At 69.5% G+C, this 25,528-nt stretch carries 26 protein-coding genes; 13 read left to right on the forward strand and 13 right to left on the reverse strand.

Annotated features, from left to right (window positions below):
* Positions 1–113 precede the first annotated feature (113 nt).
* Genes alr through tsaE form a run of 3 tightly spaced genes read left to right on the forward strand, consistent with a single transcriptional unit; the run spans position 114 to position 3,398 of the window.
* A complete protein-coding gene (gene alr / locus ABNF93_RS06745; protein WP_349326796.1) occupies positions 114–1,256 on the forward strand; it encodes an alanine racemase in 1,143 nt (380 codons plus the stop codon).
* Positions 1,253–2,350, forward strand: coding sequence for an alpha/beta fold hydrolase (locus tag ABNF93_RS06750; protein ID WP_349326797.1), 1,098 nt, complete (start codon positions 1,253–1,255; stop codon positions 2,348–2,350). The genes alr and ABNF93_RS06750 overlap by 4 nt, the downstream gene beginning before the upstream one ends.
* A 58-nt stretch (positions 2,351–2,408) precedes the next feature.
* A complete protein-coding gene (tsaE, locus tag ABNF93_RS06755; RefSeq protein WP_349326798.1) occupies positions 2,409–3,398 on the forward strand; it encodes a tRNA (adenosine(37)-N6)-threonylcarbamoyltransferase complex ATPase subunit type 1 TsaE in 990 nt (329 codons plus the stop codon).
* A 75-nt stretch (positions 3,399–3,473) separates the two neighbouring features.
* On the opposite strand, the gene ABNF93_RS06760 is transcribed toward tsaE, so the two are convergent.
* The gene (locus ABNF93_RS06760; RefSeq protein ID WP_349326800.1) at positions 3,474–4,442 is read right to left on the reverse strand and encodes an NAD-dependent epimerase/dehydratase family protein; all 969 of its coding nucleotides are present in this window, start codon (positions 4,440–4,442) and stop codon (positions 3,474–3,476) included.
* Positions 4,443–4,576: 134 nt separating this feature from the next.
* Between ABNF93_RS06760 and tsaB the strand changes: the two genes are divergently transcribed.
* The 5 genes from tsaB (at position 4,577) to ABNF93_RS06785 (ending at position 10,904) form a co-directional block, all read left to right on the forward strand.
* The gene (tsaB, locus tag ABNF93_RS06765) at positions 4,577–5,281 is read left to right on the forward strand and encodes a tRNA (adenosine(37)-N6)-threonylcarbamoyltransferase complex dimerization subunit type 1 TsaB (protein ID WP_349326801.1); all 705 of its coding nucleotides are present in this window, start codon (positions 4,577–4,579) and stop codon (positions 5,279–5,281) included.
* A gap of 21 nt (positions 5,282–5,302) precedes the next feature.
* A complete protein-coding gene (rimI, locus tag ABNF93_RS06770; protein WP_349326802.1) occupies positions 5,303–5,782 on the forward strand; it encodes a ribosomal protein S18-alanine N-acetyltransferase in 480 nt (159 codons plus the stop codon).
* Positions 5,783–6,235: 453 nt separating this feature from the next.
* Positions 6,236–8,374 (forward strand): ABC transporter substrate-binding protein, encoded by a 2,139-nt coding sequence (locus ABNF93_RS06775; RefSeq protein WP_349326803.1) that lies wholly within the window; start codon positions 6,236–6,238, stop codon positions 8,372–8,374.
* Between the two features lie 300 nt (positions 8,375–8,674).
* Entirely contained in the window at positions 8,675–9,721 is a 1,047-nt protein-coding gene (gene tsaD / locus ABNF93_RS06780; protein WP_349326804.1) for a tRNA (adenosine(37)-N6)-threonylcarbamoyltransferase complex transferase subunit TsaD, read from the forward strand.
* Between the two features lie 130 nt (positions 9,722–9,851).
* A complete protein-coding gene (locus tag ABNF93_RS06785) occupies positions 9,852–10,904 on the forward strand; it encodes a formylglycine-generating enzyme family protein (RefSeq protein WP_349326805.1) in 1,053 nt (350 codons plus the stop codon).
* Here ABNF93_RS06785 and ABNF93_RS06790 read toward each other — a convergent pair.
* Together ABNF93_RS06790 and ABNF93_RS06795 are read right to left on the reverse strand one after the other, a co-directional pair.
* The gene (locus ABNF93_RS06790; RefSeq protein ID WP_349326807.1) at positions 10,894–11,289 is read right to left on the reverse strand and encodes a rhodanese-like domain-containing protein; all 396 of its coding nucleotides are present in this window, start codon (positions 11,287–11,289) and stop codon (positions 10,894–10,896) included. The genes ABNF93_RS06785 and ABNF93_RS06790 overlap by 11 nt on opposite strands.
* A complete protein-coding gene (locus ABNF93_RS06795; RefSeq protein ID WP_349326808.1) occupies positions 11,286–11,732 on the reverse strand; it encodes a nitroreductase family deazaflavin-dependent oxidoreductase in 447 nt (148 codons plus the stop codon). The genes ABNF93_RS06790 and ABNF93_RS06795 overlap by 4 nt, the downstream gene beginning before the upstream one ends.
* A 132-nt stretch (positions 11,733–11,864) precedes the next feature.
* On the opposite strand from ABNF93_RS06795, the gene ABNF93_RS06800 reads away from it, so the two are divergent.
* Positions 11,865–13,643: a glycoside hydrolase family 3 protein gene (locus ABNF93_RS06800; protein WP_349326810.1), complete on the forward strand. Its 1,779-nt coding sequence runs from the start codon at positions 11,865–11,867 to the stop codon at positions 13,641–13,643.
* 6 nt (positions 13,644–13,649) lie between these two features.
* Here ABNF93_RS06800 and ABNF93_RS06805 read toward each other — a convergent pair whose 3' ends face one another.
* Positions 13,650–14,030 (reverse strand): Rid family detoxifying hydrolase, encoded by a 381-nt coding sequence (locus tag ABNF93_RS06805; RefSeq protein ID WP_349326812.1) that lies wholly within the window; start codon positions 14,028–14,030, stop codon positions 13,650–13,652.
* 65 nt (positions 14,031–14,095) lie between these two features.
* The gene (locus ABNF93_RS06810) at positions 14,096–14,575 is read right to left on the reverse strand and encodes an Lrp/AsnC family transcriptional regulator (RefSeq protein WP_349326813.1); all 480 of its coding nucleotides are present in this window, start codon (positions 14,573–14,575) and stop codon (positions 14,096–14,098) included.
* A gap of 94 nt (positions 14,576–14,669) precedes the next feature.
* On the opposite strand from ABNF93_RS06810, the gene ABNF93_RS06815 reads away from it, so the two are divergent.
* Entirely contained in the window at positions 14,670–15,143 is a 474-nt protein-coding gene (locus tag ABNF93_RS06815) for a rhodanese-like domain-containing protein (RefSeq protein WP_349326815.1), read from the forward strand.
* Between the two features lie 18 nt (positions 15,144–15,161).
* Here the strand turns inward: ABNF93_RS06815 and ABNF93_RS06820 are convergent, their stop codons facing one another.
* Both ABNF93_RS06820 and ABNF93_RS06825 read right to left on the reverse strand, forming a co-directional pair.
* Positions 15,162–16,163 carry a glutathione S-transferase family protein gene (locus ABNF93_RS06820; protein ID WP_349326817.1) on the reverse strand — a complete coding sequence of 334 codons (1,002 nt, stop codon included), beginning with the start codon at positions 16,161–16,163 and terminating at the stop codon, positions 15,162–15,164.
* 129 nt (positions 16,164–16,292) lie between these two features.
* The gene (locus ABNF93_RS06825) at positions 16,293–17,609 is read right to left on the reverse strand and encodes a class I SAM-dependent methyltransferase (RefSeq protein WP_349326818.1); all 1,317 of its coding nucleotides are present in this window, start codon (positions 17,607–17,609) and stop codon (positions 16,293–16,295) included.
* 230 nt (positions 17,610–17,839) lie between these two features.
* On the opposite strand from ABNF93_RS06825, the gene groES reads away from it, so the two are divergent.
* Positions 17,840–18,136, forward strand: coding sequence for a co-chaperone GroES (gene groES, locus ABNF93_RS06830; protein WP_349326819.1), 297 nt, complete (start codon positions 17,840–17,842; stop codon positions 18,134–18,136).
* A gap of 160 nt (positions 18,137–18,296) precedes the next feature.
* Positions 18,297–19,913 (forward strand): chaperonin GroEL, encoded by a 1,617-nt coding sequence (groL, locus tag ABNF93_RS06835; RefSeq protein ID WP_349326820.1) that lies wholly within the window; start codon positions 18,297–18,299, stop codon positions 19,911–19,913.
* A gap of 73 nt (positions 19,914–19,986) precedes the next feature.
* Here groL and ABNF93_RS06840 read toward each other — a convergent pair whose 3' ends face one another.
* From ABNF93_RS06840 to ABNF93_RS06865, 6 genes are all read right to left on the reverse strand, one after another.
* Positions 19,987–20,448, reverse strand: a complete 462-nt coding sequence (locus ABNF93_RS06840; RefSeq protein ID WP_349326821.1) for a hypothetical protein — start codon at positions 20,446–20,448, stop codon at positions 19,987–19,989.
* On the reverse strand, positions 20,445–21,038 hold the full coding sequence (locus tag ABNF93_RS06845; protein WP_349326823.1) for a hypothetical protein: 594 nt from the start codon (positions 21,036–21,038) through the stop codon (positions 20,445–20,447). Before ABNF93_RS06845 ends, ABNF93_RS06840 begins: the two co-directional genes overlap by 4 nt.
* A 1-nt stretch (position 21,039) precedes the next feature.
* Positions 21,040–22,083, reverse strand: a complete 1,044-nt coding sequence (locus ABNF93_RS06850; protein ID WP_349326824.1) for a hypothetical protein — start codon at positions 22,081–22,083, stop codon at positions 21,040–21,042.
* 16 nt (positions 22,084–22,099) lie between these two features.
* Positions 22,100–22,456 (reverse strand): hypothetical protein, encoded by a 357-nt coding sequence (locus ABNF93_RS06855; RefSeq protein WP_349326825.1) that lies wholly within the window; start codon positions 22,454–22,456, stop codon positions 22,100–22,102.
* Positions 22,457–22,522: 66 nt separating this feature from the next.
* The gene (locus tag ABNF93_RS06860) at positions 22,523–23,326 is read right to left on the reverse strand and encodes a YbaB/EbfC family nucleoid-associated protein (RefSeq protein ID WP_349326826.1); all 804 of its coding nucleotides are present in this window, start codon (positions 23,324–23,326) and stop codon (positions 22,523–22,525) included.
* Between the two features lie 184 nt (positions 23,327–23,510).
* Positions 23,511–23,990 carry a hypothetical protein gene (locus ABNF93_RS06865; protein WP_349326827.1) on the reverse strand — a complete coding sequence of 160 codons (480 nt, stop codon included), beginning with the start codon at positions 23,988–23,990 and terminating at the stop codon, positions 23,511–23,513.
* 243 nt (positions 23,991–24,233) lie between these two features.
* Here ABNF93_RS06865 and ABNF93_RS06870 point away from each other — a divergent pair, with 243 nt between their 5' ends.
* Positions 24,234–25,448 (forward strand): MFS transporter, encoded by a 1,215-nt coding sequence (locus ABNF93_RS06870; protein WP_349326828.1) that lies wholly within the window; start codon positions 24,234–24,236, stop codon positions 25,446–25,448.
* Positions 25,449–25,528 lie beyond the last annotated feature (80 nt).

The following is a 25,528-nucleotide window of genomic DNA, read 5'->3' on the forward strand; positions in this document are numbered from 1 at the left end:
AGTCAGAGCCAGATCACGCAGAAGGGGGTCCATGGGTGCCGACCTGGCCCGACACGGGCGGAAGGTCCACCTCCACCGCGCAAGTCGTCCTCACCTGGGATGATGGGGCGGTCATGGACACCGCAGCACGCGCCGAGGCGATCATCGACCTGGCCGCCATCCGAAGCAACGTCGCCGCCCTGCGGAAGCGGGCCGGCCACGCCGAGGTCATGGCCGTGGTGAAGGCGGACGGCTACGGTCACGGCCTCGTTCCGTCGGCAGCGGCCGCCGTCGCCGGTGGCGCCACCTGGCTCGGCGTCGCGAACGTCGAGGAGGCCGTCGCCCTGCGCTCGGCCGGGCTCACCGGCCCGCGGATCCTGTCCTGGCTGGCCGCCCCCGGTGAGCGCTGGGCCGACGCCCTCGCCGCCGGTGTCGACGTCGCCGCGTACTCTCCCTGGCAGCTCGGGGAAATCGCCGAGGCCGCCGCGAGCAGAGGCACGACCGCGCGGGTCCATCTCAAGGTCGACACGGGTCTCAGCCGCGGTGGCGCCCACCTCAGGGACTGGCCGGCTCTGGTCGACGTGGCCCTGTCCGCTCAGGCCGACGGGACCGTCACGGTCGTCGGGGTGTGGTCCCACCTCGCCTGTGCCGACGAACCCGGCCATCCGTCGGTCGCCCGGCAGATCGAGGCGTTCGGTGAGGCGTTGGCGTTCGCTGACCGGGTGGGACTGAAGCCCGAGGTACGCCACCTCGCCAACTCCGCCGGCACCCTTGCGGTCCCCGAGTCGCACTTCGATCTCGTACGTACCGGCATTGCCGCCTTCGGTCTCTGCCCCGTGCAGGGGCTGTCCGACGCCGCGGCCGGACTCGTCCCGGCCATGACGTTGCGGGCGCGCCTCGCGCTGGTGAAGCGGGTGCCGGCCGGCGAGGGCGTGTCGTACGGCCATCGCTACGTCACGTCACGGGAGACCACGCTCGGCCTTGTACCACTCGGCTACGCCGACGGTGTGCCGCGCGCAGCAAGTAATGTCGGTCCGGTGTGGGTGGCTGACCGGCGGCGCAGGATCGCCGGCACCGTGTGCATGGACCAGTTCGTCATCGATCTCGGCGACGACCCGAGTGCCGAGGGTGACGAGGTGGTGCTGTTCGGCCCAGGTACATCGGGCGAGCCGACGGCGCACGACTGGGCCGCGGCGACGGGCACGATCTCGTACGAGATCGTCACCCGGATCGGTTCCCGGGTGCCCCGGCGACACGTGGGTAAGGAGGCGGGATGACGCGCGGGGGACTCCAGCTCGGCCGGCGGCCGAGCCTGTTCGGTGCGGCAACCGGTGTCCTGGCGGCAGGTGCGGCCGCGGGTGCCGCGGCCGGTATCGCGGTCGAGCGGTACGTCGTCGGCCGCCGGCGCAACCGTGACGCCGATGGCGAGGAACGGCTGGGTTCTCGTCGCGGAGCGCCCGTCATCGTCAAGACCCGCGACGGCATCGAGCTCTACGCCGAGGTCGACGAACCCGCGCATGACATCGGCGCCGACCCCCTCACCGTCGTGTTCTGCCACGGCTGGGCGCTGAACCTCGACTGCTGGCACTTCCAGCGCGCGGCCGTCGCCGGCACGGCCCGGACGGTGTTCTTCGACCATCGTTCGCACGGCAGGTCCGGCCGGTCGCCCCGCGAGTTGTGCAACGTCGACCAGCTCGGCACGGATCTCGCCGAGGTTCTCGAGGCCGTGGCACCCGAGGGCCCGCTCGTTCTCATCGGCCACTCGATGGGCGGCATGGCGATCCTCGCGCTCGCCGACCAGCACCCGGAGATCTTCGCCGAGCGGGTCGTCGGCGCCGCGCTGCTCGCCTCCAGCGCAGGCGGGCTCGACCGGGTGACGCTCGGCGTTCCGGGGCCCGTCGGTCGGCTGGTGCACCGCCTCGCACCGGCGGTCGTCGCCGCGATCGCCCGCGCACCGAACCTGATCGAGCACGGCCGCAAGGCGGGGAGCGACGTGGGCTACCTGCTCACCAAGCACTACTCGTTCGGTACGAAGGTGCCGGCGGCACGGGTCGAGTTCGTCGCGGAGATGCTGGCCGCGACGCCGATCGACGTGGTCGCCGACTTCTACCCGGGCTTCGCCGTCCACGACAAGTACGACGCCCTCGAAGCGCTGAACGGCGTCGAGACCCTGGTCATGGGCGGCCGTGACGACCTCATCACACCGGTGGAGCACAGCCGGGAGATCGCGGACCGGCATCCGGCCGCCGACTACGTAGAACTCTCCGATGCTGGCCACATGTTCATCATCGAGCACCCCGAGATCGTCAACGCCGCCCTGCGCGAACTGCTGGACCGGGCCGCCGACGCCGCCGAGGAGCGCGCCTCGTGACGATCTGCGTGACCGGCCCGGCCCGGGGCGCCCATGCGACCCGTTCGAACGAGGTGCTGTGATCGATCTGCACGTGACGGAGGCGAAGCCCTCCGACGCGCCCGCCCTGCTGGGGATCATCCATACGGCGTTCGGTGCCCGGCCCCCACTCGACCCACCGGGCACCGCCCTGCAGGAGACGCTCGGGTCGATCGAGGCCGCGGTTGAGGCGTACGGCGGCCTCCTCGCCCGTGTCGACGACCTACCCGCCGGGGCGATCCTCTTCGCCGAAGACGGCGGCTGGTTGGTCCTGCGCAGGGTTTCGGTCCACCCGCGGTTCCAGCATCGCGGCGTCGCGACGGCGATGGTGGGTTGCGCCGAGGAGGTCGCCGAGACGCGCGGGATGGACGGCGTGCGTCTCGTGGCCCGGGCGGAGCTCCCTTCGACGCTGGCGTTCTGGTGGCACCGGGGTTACGTCGAGCTCGCCCGGCGGGGGCCGGAGGTCGATGTGGTCAAGCGCCTCCCGGTCGAGGTGATGGCACCGTCGGCCGGCGACACCCGGGCCGTCGGGGAGCGGCTGGCGGGGCTCCTGCGAGCGGGAGATCTCGTGCTGTTGACGGGCGAGCTGGGTGCGGGCAAGACGACCTTGACGCAGGGCATCGGCGCCGGCCTGCGGGTGCGGGGAGACGTGACCTCGCCGACGTTCGTGATCGCGCGGGGACATCAGTCGCTCGCGGGCGGGCCGTCGCTGGTCCACGTCGATGCGTACCGGCTGGGTGGGGTGCCCGAACTCGACGACCTCGATCTCGACACGTCCCTCGACGAGTCGGTCACGGTCGTCGAATGGGGTGAAGGGTTGGCCGAAGGCCTCGCCGAGGACCGGCTCGACGTCGTGCTGACCCGCTCCCTCGGCGACCCGGCCGGCGGGGTTCTCGAAGGTTGGCCCGGCGGTGCGGCGGATGAGGGTGCAGGGGGTGGGACGGAGACCAGGCGGATCCGGATCGTTCCCGCGGGACGCCGATGGGTCGACGTGCCGCTGCGCGCGGCCCTTGGTGCACCGCCGACCTGAGCGCGACCATGCGAGCTGAGGCATAGGCCATCGGTGGCGATGCCGGATGCATCGGAGCGGCCAGGTGGCAGGGAGTCAGGTGCCGGAGGCGGCGGCGAGGGCGGTGTCGTCGGCGGAGAAGTCCCGGCTCCACTCCTGCGGCGGATGGGTGAGATGCCACCGCACCGATGCCTCCAGTGCTGCCTCAGGGTCGGCGGCCTCCCAGCCCAGCGTGGACCGGATCTTGCCGGGATCCATCAGCAGGTGCTGGCTGAGGGTGCCGGTGAGCATCATGTCCGGCGGCAGCGCGGGGTCGGGAACCCGCACCAGTTCGGTACCGGCGCCGGCGTCGCCCGCGGCCGCAAGGATCTGCTCCGCGAACAGTCGGTAGGGCGCCGTCGGTCTTTCGACGACGTTGAACGCCTCACCCGCACAGTCCGGGTGGTCGAGCACGGTCGACACCGCGCTGGCGACGTCGTCCACGTGGACGCGACTGAACAGGAAACCGCCCGACCCTACCGGTATTGCCGTCCGCCCGGCCCGCAGGCGGCGCAGCACGAACTCGAACCGCCGTTGGTAGTCGTACGGCCCATAGACGCACCCGAGACGTAGCGAGACACCGCCACGGGCGAGGTAGAGCTCCTCGATCTCGAGGTTCTCGTAGTCCGAGCCGTCGACATACCGCCTCTCGCGCAGCGGCGAGGTCTCGGTGAGCGGCACCAGGTCGGTCTGCCGGTCGGTGTGCAGACCTTCGTAGGCCCGGTAGACGTCCCCGCTCGAGATCGCGACCAGCGCGATGTCGTCGGGGAGCGCGGCGAGGGCGGCCTGGGCGTCGGCGCCGTTGCCGGCGGACACGTCGACGGCGGCATCGGGCCGGAACGCCGCGATCTCGCCGGCGGCGCCAGGCAGCGCGGAACGCTCGACGTGCAGGTGTCGTACGGAAGCGAGCTCGGCCGGCTCAGTCTTGCCACGGTGGACCACGAGAACGTCGTGTCCCTGCCGGGCAAGATGCTGGGTGACGGCCCGACCGATGAACCAGGTACCCCCGAGCACCACGATGCGCACTGGCCGACCTCCCGTGGCCGGCGCCGCCGGCCTGCTTTGGTACCCGCTCGTGATGATCGAGCGTGACGTACGACCTCACCGGGTGGGAAGGGGTTCCGCTCCTGGCAGAACCCTCGCATGGCTAGCCTGACCACGTGCTGCTCCTCGCGTTCGACACGGCCACGCCCGCCGTCACCGTCGCGCTTTCCGACGGTCGCGGGGTGCTGGCGAGCTCGCTCGTCGTCGACGCCCGCCGTCACGGCGAGCTGCTCGCTCCTGGCATCGAGGCGGTCCTCCGCGAGGCTGGCGCCGATCGCCGCGACCTCACCGACATCGCTGTCGGCGTCGGCCCTGGGCCGTTCACGGGCCTGCGGGTCGGGCTCGTCACCGCTCGCACGCTCGGCCACATCCTAGAGATCCCGGTCCATGGCGTGTGCACCCTCGACGTCCTGGCGGCGGCGGCCGAGATCGACGAGCCCGCGCAGGGCGGCGCCGTCGGACCGGTCGGCCCGGACCGGTCCGCCACGGGCGCACGGTCCTTCCTCGTGGCGACCGACGCCAGGCGCAAGGAGGTCTACTGGGCACGGTACGCCGACCGTTACACCCGAGTGGACGGTCCGCGCGTCGACCGGCCCGCCGACATCGCGACGACCGACCTGGTGATCGGCCGTGGTGCGCGGCTCTATCCCGACGCGTTTCCGCAGGCGAGCGGCCCGGATGATCCGTCGGCGGGTGACCTTGCGCTGCTGGTAGCGGCTCGCCGGGTCCCGCTGCTCGACCCCGAACCGCTCTATCTCCGCCGCCCCGACGTCGCGGAGCCGGGGGCGCGCAAGAGCGTCCTTACGCGTCCGGTCGCCTGACGCGGCTGGGTCGGTCTGCTCATGGTGGGGCTGCGGCCAGCGCGGAGGTCCGACCTCGACGCGCTCCGCGAACTGGAGACGGCCTGCTTCGGCGTTGACGCGTGGGGTGAAGAGGCGCTTCGTGGTGAGCTGGACGGAGTTCCGGAGACGCGTGAGGTCGTGGTCGCCGAGGAGTCGGGGGAGATTGTCGGCTATGCGGCGCTGCTCGCGGTGGGTGCGACCGCGGACGTCGCGCGCATCGCCGTACGCCCTGACCGTCGGCGTCAGGGCCTTGGCCGCCTCCTGCTGGACAAGGTCGTCGCGGCGGCCCGCGATCGCGGCTGCACCGAGGCCCTGCTCGAGGTGAGTGCGGCCAACGCCGCGGCCATCTCGATGTATGAAGCGGCCGGCTTCGCTCCGCTCGCCCGGCGTCGTGGCTACTACCGGGACGGCGCCGACGCGTTGGTACTCCGGCTGACGCTCGCCCCACCCGGCAGTGACTCCCTTCGCCGCACTGACTGAGCCCGTGCCGCACTGACTGAGCCCGTGCCGCACTGACTGAGCCCGTGCCGCACGCGCGGCGAATGACCACGGTGCCCATGCGTTCGACCAGGGTGCCTATGCGAATGACCACGGTGCCCATGCGCTCGGAACCCGGAACGGTGTCGACACCTGTCCCGGCGACCGCAGGCATGCTCAGCGTGGTCATTGGCCGGAAGGGTGCGCGCGGACTGAAGTTGCCGAAGTCGGACGGCGTTCCGGCAGCCATTGACACCCGCACGAGGCACCTCCAAGCTTTGGCGAGAAATCGATTGCCAACCTGTCGGCCTCGTACGAGAGACGGGTGAGCCGACCGGCACCGGCGTGGCGTGCGAGGGGCAGCCGAAAGCCACCAACCCCTCCGGCGCCCCGGCGAACCCCGGTCCGGTCGCGCGCTCGCCCGCGGAGCGGGGACCGTCTGAACGGATGCGGATCATGGACAACAGAGACGGACTCAGCCGGCGGACCATGCTGCACCTGTCTGCCGTGGCAGCGGGCAGTGTGATCCTCGCGAACTGCTCGCCACAACAGACCGGCGGCACCGACAGTGGTGACAAGAGCGAGGGCCCGGTCTCTGACGCTCTGAAGGGCTCGAAGACCGAGCCGATGCCCATTCCCGCGAAGTTCAGCGAGTCCCCCGAGCTGGCAACGCTGGTCAAGTCCGGCGAGCTCCCGCCGGTTGAAGAACGCCTGCCCGACAAGCCCTATGTCATCCCGCACAACTGGGTGAAGCCAGGGAAGTACGGCGGCGTCATCAGCACCGTCACCGGAGACAGCGAGTCGGGTACGCATGCCGAGTTCATGTACGGCCATTCACTGCTGCGCTGGCTCAACGACGGGCAGGACATCGCGCCCGGTCTGGTCGAGAGCTGGGAGTCCAACGCCGACGCGACGGAGTGGACCCTGCATTTTCGTTCCGGCGTGAAATGGTCCGACGGCGAACCGTGGACGACGGCCGACATCATGTTCTGGTGGGAGGACATGGTGCTCAACGAGGACCATCCCGAGGTCCCGCCGGATGAGGCGAAGTCCGGTACGGGCACCCTGATGAAGATGACGGCGCCGGACGATCTCACCATCTCGATGTCGTTCGACGCGCCTGCACCGCTCACCGCCGACCGGCTGGCGATGTGGGTCAAGCGGGGCAACGGCCCAGGCTGGATGGAACCCAAGCACTACATGAAGCAGTTCCATCCGAAATACACCAAGGGCGTGCCGAAGGACTGGGCCACCGAGAAGGGCGAGTTCGACAAGAAGCGGGTCTGGGCGCGCAACCCCGACTGCCCGGTGCTGACCGGCTGGAAGTGCGGGTCGTACGCCGAGGGCAAGAAGGTCGTCTACGAACGCAACCCCTACTACTGGTGTGTGACCCCCGACGGTGCCCAGCTGCCGTATCTCGACAAGCTCGTCTTCAATGTGGTCGAGAATCCTGAGGTCCAGAAGCTCCAGGCGACCGAGGGGAAGATCAACTTCCTGTACGCCGGCTTCACGTCGATCTTCCTCAGCGATATCTCGACACTGAAGCAGACCGAGGACCAGACCAAGCTCCGCGTCAACCTCTGGGACGCCGGTGACGGGAGCGGTTCCCTGGTGTTCTTCAACCAGGACTACCGCGAACCCAAGATGCGCGAGCTGATCCGTAACGCGAAGTTCCGCCAAGCTCTGTCACATGCGTACAACCGCGAGGACGTGCAGAAGGCCGTCTACTTCAACACCGGTGAGCTCACGACGGGAACGATGAGCCCGAAGGGGATCGAGTTCCACGTCAACGACGAGGGCAAACAGGTGTACAAGTCGTGGCGGGACAGCTACCTCGAGTACGATCCCGAACTCGCCAAGAAGATCCTCGACGAGATCGGGGTGGTCGACAAGGACGGCGACGGCAAGCGGGAGATGCCGGACGGCACGAAGCTGCGCGTCCATCTCGACTACCACGCCGACTCCGCGCCCGAACACGTGCAGAAGAACGAACTCCTGGCGCGGGACTGGCAGGCGATCGGCATCGACGCGAAGTTGAATCCCGTCGCTCCGGACGGTTACGGCGACCAGTGGCGGTTCGGAAAGCTGATGACCAACACCAACTGGGAGACCGGCGACGGGCCCAACTGCCTGGTCTACCCGCAGTGGATGGTGCCGATCGAGTCCTCACGCTGGGCGCCGCTACAGGGCGAGTTCTACAACGTCAGGGGAACTCCTGCGGAGAAGCAGGAGAAGGACGTCGATCCGTACGAGCGGACTCCTCCCCGGATGGAGCCCGAGCCCGGCGGTCCGATCGAGCGGCTCTGGAAGCTCTACGACCAGAGCAAGATCGAGCCGGACGAGATGAAGCGGCACCAGTTGGTGTGGGAGATGGTCAAGATCCACATCACTGACGGCCCGTGGCTGCTGGGTGTCTGCGCCAACACGCCGTACATCGTGCTGGTCCACGACGACATGAAGAACGTTCCCACCAAGGAGAACCTCGCCCTGGGCGGCTTCGCCGCGCCGTGGATCCATCCCACACCGGCTGTCTACGACCCCGAGACGTGGTACTGGGAGAACCCAGACCAGCACGTCGAAGGTGGTGCCGCCTAGCACCGGTCACCGCCGCGCCGCCGCCTCACCCTCGTCTCGCCCATCCCGTGATCATGATCGTGATGAGGAAGGTTTTCCGGTCATACGACCGCTGTTCCTTCATGATCACGGTGGGCTGGCGATGTGAGGTCCCGGCGCCCGGACCATCGATGCCCAGGGTGGGGGCGGCGGTCGAGGGCCGGTGTCGGTCGACGTGGTGTACTGCTGTCTGGTGCTGACGCACGCGCGCACCAGCACCAGACAGCAGCACCAGACAGCAGCACCAGACAGTCGACGGCATCCCCGCGGGAGCACACCACCATGGCTGACGAGCCGCTCGTGCTCGGCATCGAGACCTCGTGTGACGAAACTGGCGTCGGTATCGTCCGCGGTCAGACACTGCTCGCCGATGCGGTCGCCTCCAGCCTCTCCGAGCATGCGCGGTTCGGTGGTGTCGTTCCCGAGGTCGCCAGCCGGGCCCATCTGGAGGCCATGGTTCCGGCGCTCGAGCGGTCCGCTCGGGAGGCCGGCGTACGGCTGAACGACATCGACGCGGTCGCGGTCACCAGCGGGCCGGGCCTTGCCGGAGCCCTCCTGGTGGGGGTCGCCTCGGCGAAGGCACTCGCGCTCGGGCTCGGCCGGCCGCTCTACGGCGTCAACCATCTCGCCGCGCACGTCGCCGTCGACACCCTCGAACACGGCCCCCTTCCGCAACCATGTCTGGCGCTGCTGGTATCGGGCGGGCATTCGTCGCTGCTGCTCGTCGAGGACGTGACGGGACGTGTCACACCGCTCGGCGCCACGATCGACGACGCGGCCGGCGAGGCGTTCGACAAGGTGGCGCGACTGCTCGGCCTCCCATTTCCCGGCGGGCCCTACATCGACCGTGCGGCCAAGGAAGGCGACGCGGCCTTTGTGGTCTTTCCGCGCGGTCTCACCGGTCCACGGGACCTGCAGCGGCACCGGTTCGACTTCTCCTTCTCCGGACTGAAGACCGCCGTCGCCCGCTGGGTGGAGACCCGCGAGCGGGACGGGGAGCCGGTACCAGTCGCCGATGTCGCAGCCTCCTTCCAGGAGGCCGTCTGCGACGTGTTGAGCCGCAAGGCCGTCGACGCCTGCCGTACGCACGGAGTTGCGGATCTCCTGGTCGGCGGCGGTGTCGCCGCCAACTCCCGGTTGCGGGCCATGATCGCCGAGCGGTGTGCCGCAGCCGGCATCCGCCTCCGCGTACCACGCCCGTCGTTGTGCACCGACAACGGCGCGATGGTGGCCGCGCTGGGTGCGGAGATGGTCGTGCGCGGGCGTACTCCGTCCCGGCTCGACCTGCCGGCAGACTCCTCGCTGCCGGTGACCTCCGTCGCGGTCTGACATCCGTCCTACGTCGATCCAAGTGGTACGACGTGCAAGGCCGGGTTGACGGTTATCCGTCGCAGGAACGGAAATGTGACAACCAGCGGGTCCACGTGCGCACCGCGAGAGCGCCTCGAACAGGAGCCCTATGGCGTCCAACGCGTTCCATGCCGTGACGGAGTTCCCCGGCAGGCAAGTTCGCCGGCCGGGGAAGGCCATGGTCAGGGTGCCGGGCGGTACTTTCCAGATGGGGGCGGCGGGCTTCTACCCCGAAGAGGGTCCGGTCCGGACGGTCAGCGTCGCGGGATTCTGGATGGACGCCTATCCGGTCACGGTCGCGGCTTTCCGCCGGTTCGTCCGCGCAACAGGTCATGTCACGGATGCCGAACGGTCCGCCGTTGCCGGTGGCCGCCACGATCGGCGGATCGTCTCGCCGGGTTCCCTCGTGTTCCGCCAACCTTCGCGGCCGGTCGACCTGTCCGACAACGGGCTGTGGTGGTCGTCGGTACCTGGGGCGTCGTGGCGGCATCCGGAGGGGCCCGACAGTTCGGTGCACGGTCGCGAGCGGCATCCCGTCACCCACGTGAGCTACGACGACGCGGTGGCCTACGCGGCCTGGGTCGGTCGCCGGCTGCCCACCGAGGCGGAGTGGGAATATGCGGCACGCGGTGGCCTCGACGGGGCGGTGTACGCATGGGGCGACACGTTCAGCCCTGGCGGACGACTCCTCGCGAACGTCTGGCAGGGCGCGTTTCCGTGGCGGATGGCGCGGTGGAACCGCTTCTCCGGCACGTCGCCGGTCGGAAGCTTTCCGTCCAACGGTTATGGCCTCCACGACATGACCGGCAACGTGTGGGAGTGGACGGCCGATCCCTTCATCGCACGAAGCGCGACCTTTCGGGCGAAGGCGAGTTGCCTGCCGAACGGCGTACTCCGTCCGGCGGTGCCGCGCCCGCGCGAGCCCGAGGACGCATGGCGCGGACATGAGCCGGAGGGTCCGCCGGATCACGGCGGCGGCGACCACCTTGATGCCCGGGCCGACGCCCACGTCGGCGCCGGCAACACCGTCCGGGTCCTCAAGGGAGGGTCGTTCCTGTGCGCCGACACGTACTGTCTGCGGTACCGACCCGCCGCCCGCCAGGGCGCGCCGAGTACGTTGACGGCCTGCCACCTGGGGTTCCGCTGCGTGCTCAGCGGGTAGGGCGGCGGGCCAGCCGGCGCACCGCGGCGAGCAGGCCGCGGTTGCGCCGGCGCGGACCGGGCTCGGTGCCGGCGGCGATCGGCAGTCCGGCCGCGGCCCACGCCTTTGTGCCGCCACGCAACGACAGGGCGGTACGCCCCAACCGGACCAGGCGGTCCGCGCCGTGGCGCGACCGGTTGCCCATCGAACACACCGTCAGCACCTGACCGGGCGGCAGTGCGTCGAGCTCGAACGCGAGCCGGTCGAGGGGGACGTTCAGCGCCCCGGCGATGTGGCCCGCGGCGTACTCCCGCTCCGTGCGTACGTCCACGACCGGGTCGCCGGCCGCCCACAGCTCCTGCGCGACCTGGACGTCGACCTCCTCCGCACCTGGCGGCTCTGTCATGACCCGCCTGGTGCGTCGCGGATCTCGAAGACCGGATGGCGATCGGCCTCAGCCTCGAAGTCGGCCAGTGCGGAACCCGGTCGTACGTCGAAATAGGGCCGGACGATCGGCACCGTCCTGAGGTACTCGCGCAGGACCGGCGCGGCAGCGGCCGGACCCAGCTCACGCAGGTGCACGGGCTCGACCCGCCCGCCGCGTTGCAGCATCACCTGGCCGGCGGCGCGGACGTTGCGTACCCACTGGACCGGGCCGTACGGCGCGACCACGTACCGGCCGGACACGTTCTCGACCAGGGTCACCGGCGTGGTGCGGGGTTGGCCCGTGCGGCGGCCGGCGACCGTGAGCAGGTATGTGTGCCGGTCGATCCAGCCACGCCGGGTCAGCCACGTGACGGCGCGGTTGCCGGTCCGCCGGAGTCTCGTCTGCTGAAATCGCTTGGCCACAAGGGCATTATGAACCGGCCTCACCCGCCATCGAGGGGTTGGCGCCAGCTTGGCCCGATATCGCGTGGAATGTCCAACCACCCCCGTCGGGCGCCGGTTGGCCGCCCATCGTTCGTTTGGCACCATGGCCCGGTGCCGGAAGCCGCGCGTCGGAAGTCGTTGGCCGCACGGGTGCTCGTGCCCGTGCTGGCGATAGCGGTGACGGCTGGCTGCGGCGCGCTGGGCTTGGGTGGAGACGCGGGCGGCCCCGGTGTTCACACACCGTCCGCCGACCGGACGTCGAAGCCCTCCCGCGGCTCGGCCAGCGGCCGCTCACCCGCACCGCCTCCGCCGAGCCTCCGCGTCCCCACACCGGGACCCACGCCGACACCAGGCAGAAAGGCGGCCGCACCCGCCGCGCTGCCGTGGGGCCCGACGAAGGCGGAGTGGGCACGGGCCAGGCGGATCGTCGGCCACATGAGTCTGGGCGAGAAGGCCGGCCAGGTCATCGTGGCCGGCTTCGACGGTACGTCGGCGCCGCTCAGCCTGCTGCGCCGCCACCATGTGGGCGGCGTCATCGTGATGGGCAACAACGTCGCCTCGACCGATCAGGTCCGCGACGTCAACCGCGCTCTGCAGGACGAGGCGCGCCGTCTGGGCAGGAGCTGGCCGGTCGTCATCGGCGTGGACCAGGAGGGCGGCCGAGTCGCCCGTGTCAAGGGAGGGTTGACGGAGTTTCCGGCGTACATGACGCTCGGCGCCGCCCGTGACGCCGGCCTTGCGCGGACGGTCGCGCGGGCGAGTGGGAAGGAACTCCGCGACCTCGGATTCACGATGGTGTTCGCACCTGATGCCGACGTGACGACCGGGCCGGACGATCCCACGATCGGCAGCCGCTCCGCTGGTAGCGATCCCAGCGTGGTCGCCTCGACTGTCAAGGGCTCCTTGCGCGGCTACGCCGAGGCCGGCATCGTCGCCGTCCCCAAGCACTTCCCCGGCCACGGCAGCGTTCCGGCCGACAGTCACGTGAGCCTGCCCGTGCAGGAGGCATCGCTGGCGGAGCTCCGCCGGCGCGACCTCGTACCTTTCAAGGCCGCCGTCGGTGCCGGGGCGCAGGCGGTGATGGTCGCGCACATCGACGTTCGCGCCGTCGATGCCGGTGCGCCATCGTCGGTGTCGGGCCCGGTGATCGGCGGGATGCTCCGCGAGCGGCTAGGCTTCTCCGGCGTCGTCGTCACCGATGCGCTCGAGATGGCCGGCGTAGCGGAGAAGTACGGCAGTGCCGACGCGGGCGTGCGTGCCCTGCTCGCGGGCGCCGACATCCTGCTGCTGCCGGCCGATGCCGGCGCGAGCCATACGGCCGTCGTGCGTGCCGTCCGTTCCGGTCGGCTGCCGCAGGCCCGCCTCGACGCGGCGGCCGCGCGGTCGATCGCGCTGATGCTGCACCAGCGCGCGAGCGTGGGTGCCGATCCGTTGTCAGCGGCCGCCTTGGGTGGGTCGTCCCGGGCGTCCTACACCGCGTCGTTGCGGGGGCTCACCGTCGCGTCAGGTCCCTGTCGTGGCCGGCTCGTCGGTTCGCGGGTGCAGGTGATCGGAGGAGACCGGGAAGACCGGGAGCGGTTCGCCGCCGCCGCGCGCGACGCGGACCTCGACGTGACCCGGAGCGCGGCCGAAGGCGCCGGTGGTGCCGGCGACGTCGTACGCCTGCTCGACACGGGATGGGAGCAGGGCTCGGGCGATGTCGTGGTCGCGCTCGACACGCCGTACGGCCTCGGCGGCAGTCGGGCGGAGAAGGCGCGGATCGCGTTGTACGGAAGGACACCGGCCGCCTTCCAGGCACTGGTTGACGTCCTCACCGGCCGGGCACGCGGCACCGGCCGGCTCCCCGTCGATGTCGACGGCCTGCCGCCGCGCGCCGGCTGTCCCCGCTGACGACGCTCAGGAGCGCAGGGCGGCGACGACGTCGATCTCGACCAGGATGTTCATGAGCGTGGAACCGACCGTGGTCCGGACCGGGTACGGCTTCTCGAGGAACGACTCGTACACCCGGTTGAACTCCGCGAAGTCGTCGAGGCTCGCGAGGTGCACGGTGGCCTTGACGACGTCGGCGAAGGTGAGACCGCGCTCGGCCAGCACCGCGGCGACGTTGCGCATCACCTGGGCGGTCTGCTCGGCCACGCCGCCCTCGACCAGCGTGCCGGTCGCCGGATCCTGGGGGCCGAACCCCGCGGTGTAGAGAAAACCGTTCGCGACAATGCCTTGGGAGTAGGCACCCGCGGGGTTCGGTGCCTTGCCCGTACGAACTTCTTCCCGTGCCATGTGCGAGCCCTTCCGTCGTCGTCTCGACTGCCGGCCAACCTTCGAGGGTGAGGCTGGTCGAAACCCTAACGAAGTCTCTGCGTACGCCCACCGGTGAGGGGACGCCGGGGGAGCGGGCTGGAGTAGACGACGCTCGTCGTCACCGCACCGAGTCCCGCGATGCGTCCGGTGATCTCTTCGAGGTGACGCATCGAACGCGCCAGCACCTTGAGGACGAAACAGTCCTCGCCCGTGACGTGATGCGCCTCGGCGATCTCGGGCGTCGCCGCCAGCAGGTCGTGAAAGGGCTTGTAGTTGCCGGTGGGATAACGGAGCCTGACCAGCGCCATGATCGCGTATCCCAGGCGTTCGGCGTCGATCACCGCGGAGTAGCCGGCGATGACTCCGCGCTCTTCCAGGCGGCGGACGCGTTCGGTGACGGCGCTCGGTGACATCGCGACGGTCCGGGCGAGGTCGGCGAAACTGGCCCTGCCGTCGCGCTGGAGAGCGTCGATGATCCGCCAGTCGGTGTCGTCGAGGGGAGCGCCGGTGGATTCCACGGTCATGTGGGATGGATACCAGGCGATGCCTGGCAAATCCAGGTCCGCGCCGTGGATCGCTTCTTCAGCTCGGTCCGACGTGTCCGTAACGTTGCCAGACATGACGATCACGACGCCGAACCCGGTCCTCTCGGTGCCGCTGCGTACGCCTGACGACGCGGTGGCGTACTTCTCGGCCAGCCTTGCGTTCCACGCTGACGTGTCCGATGTGCAAGCCGCGCTTGACAGTGGGGCGCCGGGGTTCGTCCTCGTCGACTCGCGGGGGCCCGGGGCCTGGACGCAGGCCCACGTCCCGGGCGCTGTGCACCTGCCGACCGCGGAGATCCCGACACGCGCGGGTGCCCTGCTCGATCCAGGCGTACCCGTCGTCACCTACTGCTGGGGACCGGGCTGCAACGGCGCCACCAGGGCGGCGCTCGCCCTTGCCCAGCAGGGATATCGGGTGAAGGAGATGCTCGGCGGGATCGAGTACTGGATCCGGGAAGGATTCGCTGTCGAGACACCTGAGGGCGTCACCGCACGGCAGGCCGATCCGCTGACAGCGCCGGTGCGCAGCCGGTCCTGCGACTGCTGACGTGGACGAACGGCGACGTCAGCTCAGGTGGTCACGGCCGGCGGGCGCGTCCCAGTCCAGCACCGGCCCGGCGGGAACGATGCGGTACGGATTGAGCTTGCCGAATCCGGTGTAGTAGCCGCGTTTGATCGCCACGAAGTCGGTCGTCTCCTTGAACGCCGGACGCTGGTACAGGTCCCGTGCGTACGCCCACAGGTGCGGGTAGTCGACCAGTCGGCGCAGGTTGACCTTGAACAGCCCGTAGTAGACGGTGTCGAACCGTGCGAGTGTCACCCAGAGCCGCACGTCGGACTCGGTGATCCGGTTGCCGAACAGGAAACGGTTGCCGGCAAGGCGGCGTTCGAGCGTGTCGAGGGTCTGGAAGAGGCGGTGCACCAGGTTGTCGTAGGTGCCCTGGTCGGGTTCGTTGCCGATCACATAGACGGCATTGTTGATGTCGTTGTAGAGCGTTTCGTTGAGCGTGTCGATGTCGGCACGCAGCCGCGGCGGATAGAGGTCCGTCCCGTCCTCGGCCAGACCCTCGAACTGGGTGGCCAGATCGATCGTCAGGTCCGGGAAGAAGTTGCTCACGATCTTGTGCGTCTGCTTGTCCCACAGCGTCGGGACCGAGACATGCCCGGGGTAGTCGGGGTGGGTCGCGTCGTAGGCCTGGCGGAGCAAGGTGAAGCCGTTCACCGGATCCGGGCCGGTGTCCTCGCGAAACGCCCAGCCGCGGCCGTCCCGCTCCCCGTGGACGTAGGACGCCGAAACGAGGCCGGAGAGGCCGGCGAGCTTGCGCACGATGGCCGCACGCTGTGCCCATGGACAGCTCCAGGCGAGGTACAGGTGGTAGCGGCCCGGCTCGGCCGGATACTCGGTGGACCCGTCGGAACTCAGCCGGCCGCGGAACGGATAGAGGTCGAGTGGCCGCTCGAAGCCGTCCTCGCCGAATTTGGCGTCCTTGACCGAATACGTGCCATATGCATCGTAATCGACCGGACTCGCGTACGCGGCGTCCTGCGATTCCTGCGTGGAGCTCATAGCGACGAAAACGCCACCGGCCGCCTCGTTAGTCCCTCCCGGACCTCGGTCGTGTGACGGGTCCACGCGGCGGCGCCGCTTTTGCCGGACGTGCCCTTGATGCCGAGGCGTGTTGGCTGAAGGTGCCCCTCACGCGGGGGTCGGGTCGACGAGCAGGGCGAGTGTGCCCTGCTCGCTGCGGGTGACGACGACCGTGGCCGCACCGGGTCCGCGGACTCCCAGCCGTTTGCGCAGCGTCTGCGGGTCGACGTCGACTCCCCGCTTCTTCACTGTGAGGTTCCCGACCTCACGGTCCCGGAGCTCACGCTTCAACACCTTCAGGTCGTACGGAAGGACGGCGACGACCCGGTAGGCGGACGCGAAGGGCGTCGACACCAGCTGGTCAGACGTGAGATAGGCGATCTTCGGATGCAGCAGGGATCCGTCGACCAGGGGAGCGACGCCAGTGACGAGCCCGGCGCGGATGACCGCGCCGTCGGGTTCATAGAGGTACGCCAGCGGAGGCGAGACTGGCGCGCCTCCGGGGTCATCGGCATCGGTCATCGTCACCCGGTCGGCCCACCCGCCTGTCTGCCCCGCCCACTCGCCGGCCTCACCCGCAGGCACTCCGCCCGCCGGGAGGACGGTCGCACGGCGGCGGTCGCCGACCCCGGTCCGCAGCCGCCCTGCCCACAGGGCGGCCTCCTTCACCTCACCGCCGACGCTGATCCACTCCGCTTCGACGCCGGCCGGGATCAGCCGGTGCGGGATGATCGGCGCGGTCTTCACGCAGGCGTCGCCCCGCAGCAGCTCCTCGACGAACGACCACGGCGGCGAATAGTCCGCAGAGTCGAAGATCCGCCCGCGAAGAGAGCGCCGGGCCGGGTCCGCCACTGCTGCGGAGTACGCCGCACGGTCCACCTCCCGCGCATCCGCCTGCTCGACCGACGCGTGCCCGGCCAGGTCCAGCTCGGCGAGGTTGGCGCGGGCGATGGCCACTGTCAGCGGGTCCGTGTCGACGCCGGTGACCTGGACGCCGGCCCGGGCGAGGGCGATCAGGTCCCCGCCGATGCCGCAGCAGAGGTCGACGATCCGGGCACCACGTTCCGGGGACGACTCGGGGCTTGGCGGCCCTGTCGTTTCCGGAGCGATCGTCTCCGGAGGGTCCAGGCGGCAGTCGGCATCGACAATGCGCCCGGCCCGGTATGCGGCCACCGCGCCGGTCGTCGCCTGCTCCAGGCCGTCCCGGGTGAAGAACATCCTGCCCGCGTCCTCGCCCCACTTGACCTGGGCACGCCGCCGAAGCGCGGCCTGCGTCATCGCCGCCGCCACCAGGTCGGGGGGATGGCGGCGCCGCAGCCGGGTCCCGAGCGCGACCGCTGTGTGTTCCTCGTACGCCGTGCACGCTTCCGCGAGGAGATCACGGCCGGCTGGCGTGAGCAGATCCCGGAACGTCTGGAGATCCACGAGGACACTCCTTCCGCGATCCGGGACGCGACACGCCACGCCATCTGGCACTCGGGTTGACCGAGTGCTAAGAGACCGCCTAGATTCTGAGTTGGCACTCTCGACCTTAGGGTGCCAACCAACAAGCCCGCGACGAGGCGGCCGGCACCCGCGACGACGGCTCGCCACACGTCGCGCCATAGGTGAAAGCACAGCCACCCGTGACATCCCGTGAAGGGGGAGGTCAACAAGTGTCGGTCTCCATCAAGCCACTCGAGGACCGGATCGTCGTCAAGGCGCTGGACGCCGAAGAGACGACGGCGTCGGGACTCGTGATCCCCGACACCGCGAAGGAGAAGCCCCAGGAGGGTGAAGTCCTCGCGGTCGGGCCTGGTCGCATCGACGACAACGGCAAGCGCATCCCGCTCGACGTCAGCGTCGGCGACAAGGTGATCTTCAGCAAGTACGGCGGCACCGAGGTCAAGTACAGCGGCGAGGATCTGCTGATCCTCTCGGCTCGTGACGTCCTCGCTGTCGTCACCAAGTGACACCAGGTCGCGGACTCACGCGCGTGGGGTCGTCGCAACACAACCTGTCGACCCCGAAGTCAAGACCAGCAACCAACCGATGACCTGACGACTGACACCGCCCCGGCGGCCTCCACATACCGGGGCGCCGGGGCGGTGTCGTGGAAGGACACACATACCCATGCCGAAGATCCTGGAGTTCGACGAGAACGCGCGGCGCGCCCTGGAGCGCGGCGTCGACGCTCTCGCGAACACCGTGAAGGTGACGCTTGGGCCACGCGGCCGCAACGTCGTCATCGACAAGAAGTGGGGCGCACCGACCATCACCAACGATGGCGTCACGGTCGCCCGTGAGGTGGAGCTCGAGGACCCGTTCGAGAACCTCGGCGCCCAGCTCGTCAAGGAAGTTGCGACGAAGACCAACGACATCGCCGGTGACGGCACCACGACGGCGACGGTGCTGGCGCAGGCGATGGTCCACGTCGGCCTCCGGGCCGTCGCCGCCGGCGCCAACCCGATGTCGCTCAAGAAGGGCATCGATGCTGCCGTCGAGGCGATCAACACCGAGCTCCTCGAGCAGGCCAAGTCCGTCGACACCAAGGACGAGATGGCCCACGTGGCCGCGATCTCGGCCCAGGACAAGACGATCGGGCAGCTCATCGCCGAAGCGTTCGACAAGGTGGGCAAGGACGGTGTGATCACCGTCGAGGAGTCCAACACTCTGGGCACCGAGCTCGAGCTCACCGAGGGCATGCAGTTCGACAAGGGGTTCATCTCCCCGAACTTCGTGACCGACGCCGAGCGCCAGGAAGCTGTCATCGAGGATCCGTACATCCTGATCAACCAGGGCAAGATCTCCTCGATGGCCGACCTCCTGCCGCTGCTGGAGAAGGTCGTCCAGGCGAGCAAGCCGCTGGTGATCATCTCCGAGGACGTCGAGGGCGAGGCGCTCGCGACGCTCGTCGTCAACAAGATCCGCGGCATCTTCAACTCGGTCGCCGTCAAGGCGCCCGGATTCGGCGACCGCCGCAAGGCGATGCTCGAGGACATCGCGACGCTCACCGGCGGCCAGCTGGTGGCGCCCGAGCTCGGCCTCAAGCTCGACCAGGTGGGGCTCGAGGTCCTGGGTACCGCCCGCCGGGTCGTCGTCACCAAGGACGACACGACGATCGTCGACGGCGGCGGTTCCGCCGACGACGTGGCGGCCCGGGTCGCGCGGATCAAGGCCGAGATCGACCAGACCGACTCCGACTGGGACCGCGAGAAGCTCCAGGAGCGGCTCGCCAAGCTCGCCGGTGGTGTCTGTGTGATCAAGGTCGGCGCCGCCACCGAGGTGGAGCTGAAGGAGAAGAAGCACCGGATCGAGGACGCGGTCTCCGCTACCCGTGCCGCGATCGAGGAGGGCATCGTCACCGGCGGTGGCGCCGCCCTCGTCCACGCGGCCGTCGCTCTCGACAAGGTGTCGGCCAACGGTGACGAGAAGATCGGTGTCGATCTCGTCCGCGCTGCGGTGCTGGAGCCGCTGCGGTGGATCGCCGAGAACGCTGGTGCCCAGGGCTACGTCGTCGTGGAGAAGGTGCGCGAGGCGGGCAAGGGCAAGGGCTACAACGCCGCGACCGGCGAATACGGCGACCTGACCGCACAGGGCGTCATCGACCCGGTGAAGGTGACCCGCTCGGCGCTCGCGAACGCGGCGTCGATCGCGGCCATGCTCCTCACCACGGAGACGCTCGTCGTCGACAAGCCCGAGGAGCCTGAGCCGGCACCCGCGGGTGCGGGCCACGGCCACGGCCACTGATCGGCGAGAAGTACAGAAGGGGCCTCTCCTGCGCGGAGGGGCCCCTTCTCCGTTGACTGGTTGAGGTTCAGCGTCAGCGCGCCGGACGAGACTTGAGGGCGCGAACCTTCACGGTGGCGGTCGTCTCCCGGACGGGACCACCGAGAATGTCGTCGGCCTTGTCCTTGTGGAACGCAATATCGGCGTGGTACTTGATCCGGGCGATCTGCCCGGCCGCGATCTCGACCCTGCGCTCGGCGAAGCCAGGCGTTCCGAATCGCACGGTGTGCGGCCCGGCGGGCAGCGGGTACGCCCAGACCGACCAGCTGGCCCGGCGTTCGTTGCCGTCGATGGTGATCGTCGGCGGGTCGACCCAGGTGCCCCAGTTGGGACTCTCCGCGATGAGTGTGCCGTTCTCCTCCACGGCGATCAGGCTGTCGAAGTCGAACGTGACCTCGACCGCGCCCCACCCCTGCGGCAGGTCAGGGTAGGACGACCCGCGCTTCTGGTCGACGAGTACCGCGGGCGGCGTCGGTTCGGTCGGCGGCAGCGTCATCGCGTCCCCTTCCGCTTCTGTGACCGCTTGGGTCGTTGGCTGCCCTTCCAGCCCGAATAGCCGACCCACATCCCGTAGAGACCCAGGAGTGCGCCGAGTGCGCCCACCGCCGGTACGCCTCCGTACCACGTGATGCCGACGAAGAAGACGATCCAGACCACCGAGACGACCCCGATCGCCAAGGACATCCATGCCTGGAAGGCGTGCCCAGGGGTCCTCGCTGGCGACCGTTTGCCATCCTGTTGGCGACCACGGGTCGGTTTCAGGACGGGGGAGTACTCGAACTCGGTGACCTGGCCCTCAGCGATCGTCAGCTGTGTGGTTTGGCGCGGCCGACCCTCCTGCACCTCGATCAACCGTTCTCCCGCCGGAACGACGATGAGGGCACGACCGAAGCCATGCGTCGCGGGCTTCCCGTCGACACCGATGATCGGCAGAGCGGCGTTCTGTTCCGAGCGTGGGCACCAGGCTTCGATCGCGACGGCGCCATGACCTGCCGGAAGCAGGAGTTGGTCATCGGAGTTCGGTGCCCGCACGTCGTAAGGCGTTCCCGGGTAGGTGGTCAGAACGTCGTCGGGAGCGGCGCTCACGTCATTCACCACCAAGCTTGCGTTCGATGTCCTCGTCGGACTGACGGTCGTCGCTCAACACCCAGTCGGTGACATTGTCGCCAGCTTGGGTGGTCCCGCCCGCAATGCCGCCCCAGCTGCCAGGGCTCGAGGGGCTGAAGACCCTGTTCCCGTCGGTGGCGAAGTCCCTGACGACGTCGCCGGCGCTCTTGTAGCCGGCGTACCGGCCGCCATCTCTCTTCTGGAACTTCCGGAGGGCGTTCTCCATGCCGGACTGCCTGAGCTTGTAGAGGATGTTCTTGAGCTTGAAGAGGATCTGGTTGACCTTTGCGATGAACCTTGTCGCCCGGCTGCCGGTCGACGCCGCCCGGACGGCCGTCGCTGTCCCGGCCGCTGCGGTCGAGGCGCCGAACGTGACCGGCGCAGAGGCCAGCGCCGGAATCCAGACCATGATCAGCCACTCGACGAAGTCGGCGATCAGGCCGAGGACGAAGTTGTAGGCGAGCTCCATGAGCATCTTGGCGACACCCATGATCGCCTGGATCAGCTTGACGTCGTTGGCGACGCCCAGCACGCCGTCGGCGAAGTCGTTGAGCTTGGTCTTGGCGGCATTGGCGGCTTCACCTTCCCAGGTCACCAGTCCGGCATTGGCGGCGTCGCGAACCTCGCCGGAGAGGGGCACGAGGGCGTTCTGGACGCGGGCCCACTTGGCCATGTCCGCGTCCATGCGCTCGGGGTTGCCGGTGACATAGCCGATCGCGTCCTGCAGCGGCTGAATCCAGTCGATGAGGAACCCGAGGCCCTGGCTGATCAGCCAGTTCAGCGGGTCGGCGCCGATCGCCATGACGCTGCCCGCCATGCCCGCGACCGACCCGCCGATGCTGGCGACTTCGGACCAGTTGGCGCCTGGGTCGTCGAGGAACTTGTCCCCGGACTTCCAGATGCCCACTCCCTGGCCGGCGAAGGGGATCTTGTCCACCTGGTTGTTGTCGAGCCGCCAGGTGCCGGTGTCTGCGTTGGCGCCCGTGTCGTTGGTGACGTCGCTGTCGGTGTCGTTCGTCGTCATCTCGCGCCCACTATCCTCAGAATCCTGGCATGCCGGTGTCGTCGAGCGCGCCCTCGAGTTGCGTGAGAGCCTGGGTGATGCCGTCCTCGGTGGCTCTGTATGTCTTCCCTGCGGCGTCGACGCGCAGGACGTTGTCCTGCAGCGACTCGCCCATCATCTTCAGGTGTTCGAGGGTGTCCTCACCAGCGACCTTCCAGTAGAGGAAGGCCGCCCCGGTGATCATGCCGACCAGGCCCCAGACCTTCATCTCCGGCGCTGTGTCGCTCGCCAGTTGCATGATGCCCGCGGCGTTCTTGTTGAGCCCTTCCAACTTCTGCTTGACCTCGGCGATTTCCGCGGCGCTGTATTCCGCGCCTCCGCCTCCGCCACCCATGCCCATTCACCGCCAGTTCTCGTCGGTTCCAGCCGTCCGACGTTGCCAGTCGGCTGGTGGTCGCCTTCACTGCGTGTCGTCGTCGGGTTGGTATCGCTCGACCAGGCCGCGCATGTCCATCTGCGAACCCACGTACGCCTGCGCAATACCGGCCATTCCCAGCGCCAGGTTCGCCGTCGCTTGCTGAATGGTCGCCAGCACCATCGGCCCGACCCTGGACGGACCGTGCCGGAGGATCCTGTCGCTGATGTCGATGCGGGTCACGCCGACGCCGTTCTGCACGGTGACCTCGATCGCGCCGTCCGGAGTCGTCGCCGTCGCCGACTGGCCCGCCATCTGCTCCTGGACATCGGCGTACGCCGCCATCCGCTGCTCGGCGTCTCGTTGAAGCTTGGCGAAGCCCTCGCGGGCCGCGTGGAGTTCGTCCTCCATCCCGTGCCGACGGATGGAGTCCCACTCCTCGGGGGTGAGGTCGTCCCACCCCTCCGACTCATCGACGCCGGCCGCGAGCTCGTCGAGGCCAGGCGGATCGGGGATGGCGCTGGCCGTCGCAGCTGAGGACGGCTTGCCCAGGACGGCTGCGAGGGCGTCCTCCGCCATCGGACCCCACTCGCGCGCCGACGCGGACAGCTCGTCGTTGATGCGGGAGTGCGCGGCCCTGAGGGTCTCCACGATCAGCTCGCCAAGCTCCGCGGCGGTGTGTCTACGGGCCTGGTGCTGGAGTTCGATCGACGTCACCGTGTTGCCGGGCGCCACGGTGACCGTCACCGTGTGGTCGGTGGAGGGGTGCGTGACGCTGGCACCGGCCAGGAGTTCGGCGAGCCGGTGAGCGTCGCCGGTCGTACGTGCGGATTCGGCGGGACCATTCACGGGCAGGCAGCGTAGTGCAGGACAAGTCGGGCGAATCGCCACCTGCTCTGAGAGCTGTGGATACGTGCTCGGGACGCTGTGGATAACGCTCGTGCCGAGGGCACGCTACGGCCGACGCCTGCCCGGTGTCGTGGTCATGTGGCCGGCACCCCCGTGCACGGAGTCCTAGTGCGCTCCGGGTGAGTCAGGGCGTGTGCTCGGCGGCACCCTTGGCGGCTGCCGGCTTGGTCCGGGTCGACCGGGTCGCTTTCGGGCCGGAGCCAGCCGACCCGTTCGGCCTGGTGCCCTTCGTGCCGGTCGTAGCGGAGCCTGAGCCGCTGGCAGGAGGCCCCGCCGACGCGAGATCCGCCCCGGCACGGTCGGTCGGAACACGGTCGGTCGGAACACGGTCGGTCGGAACACGGTCGGTGGGGGCGCGTTCGGTCGCGGCGCGTTCGGTCGGAGCAGGATCCACGGCGGCAGCAGGCGCCGCGACGGGCTCCTCGGCACGGCCCCAGAACGCGGCCTGCGTCGCCTTCGCCTCGGCCACCCCACGGTCGTACGCCTGACGCGCCTCCTCCGAGTCGTCCCAGGTGTCATGCCCCTCGAACTCGGTCGGTCCCCTGCCGCCGCGCTCAGCGATCAACTGGTCCCACTCGGGTGTCGGCATCTGGTCCTGACTCATCGCTGCTCCTCGTACTGCTGGGCAGGGCACGTGGTCTCCGGCCCCGCCCGTCGCTCCGGGTCCCGTCAGTTCGGCGGCCGGTCGCACACCGGAGAGACGGCGGCCTTGTTGGACCGGCTGACAAAGGACATGCCCACCACAGGCGTACGCAACCCACGTGTACCGCCCGCATTGGCCAGCGGTCCGGTCCGCATGGTGGGCGCCCAACCCGAACAAGGCGGCGGATACGTCACCATTGGTCTGATGTCAGAACAGGTCACCCTCCGCTCATTCGGGCTAGGGGTGTACCTACCGTCGCTGCTCTACGGCGTCGGCCAGGGCGCCATGGCGCCGATCATCGCCCTCTCGGCACTCGACCTGGGCGCCTCGGTGGGGGTCGCGAGCCTCGTCGTCGCCCTCGCGGGAATCGGTCAGCTACTCGGCGACCTTCCGGCGGGTGCTCTTGCGGGCAGGATCGGCGAACGCAAGGCGATGCTCGCGGCGGCCGTCCTCCTCGTGTGCGCGCTGGTCGTCTGCATCGTCGCGACGTCGGTCTGCATGCTCGGTGTCGCCATCGGCTGCACCGGATTCGCGGGAGCGGTGTGGGGGCTCGCGCGACAGGCGTACCTCACCGAGGTCGTGCCGTTCCACCTGCGGGCACGTGCGCTGTCGACCCTGGGCGGCGTCCATCGGATCGGCATGTTCATCGGGCCGTTCCTCGGTGCGGGCACGGTGCACCTCGCCCACACCGACGGGCCGTACGGACTGCACATCGTCGCCGTGGCCGTGGCGGCCGTCGCGTTGATCACCCTTCCCGAGCCCGCGGGCCGCAACGGTGCACGGCCAGCGAAGACCCACCTGGGCACGGTCGGCATGGCCCGCGCCCACCTGCCCGTCCTGCGGACGCTCGGCGTCGGGACGGTACTCGTCGGCGCCGTCAGGGCGTCCCGGCAGGCCGTCATCCCGCTGTGGGCCGAGCACATCGGCCTCGACGCCGCCACCACCAGTTTGATCTTCGGTGCCGCCGGGGCCGTGGACATGCTGCTGTTCTATCCGGCGGGCAAGGTCATGGACCGGATCGGCCGGGCCTGGGTCGCCGTGCCCTCGATGGTGGTGCTCGGGATCGCTCACCTCCTGCTGCCGCTCACCACGACCGGAGCCGCTCTGTTCGGCGTCGCGATGATCATGGGGGTCGGCAACGGCATCGGCAGCGGGATCATCATGACGCTCGGTGCCGACCTGTCGCCCTCGGTGGGGCGTACGACATTCCTTGGTACGTGGCGACTCTGTGCCGACATCGGCTCCAGCACCGGACCGCTGATGATCGGCGCGGTAAGTGCCGCCGTGTCGCTCGGCCCCGCCGTGTTGCTCGTCGGAGGCCTGGGACTGATCGGCGCGGTGGTGATGGGGCACTGGATACCCCACTATGTGCCGTCTCCACGCCGGGTCGCCGCGTCTGGTTCGCCGCCGGCTGGTTAGCCGACCACCTGTCGTCAGACCCCGCGAGCCTGGCGACCTTCCTCCCCATCGGTCGACTAGCATGAGGAGACGTTCGCGAC

This window comes from Actinopolymorpha sp. B9G3 (assembly GCF_040120725.1).
GTDB lineage: Bacteria > Actinomycetota > Actinomycetes > Propionibacteriales > Actinopolymorphaceae > Thermasporomyces.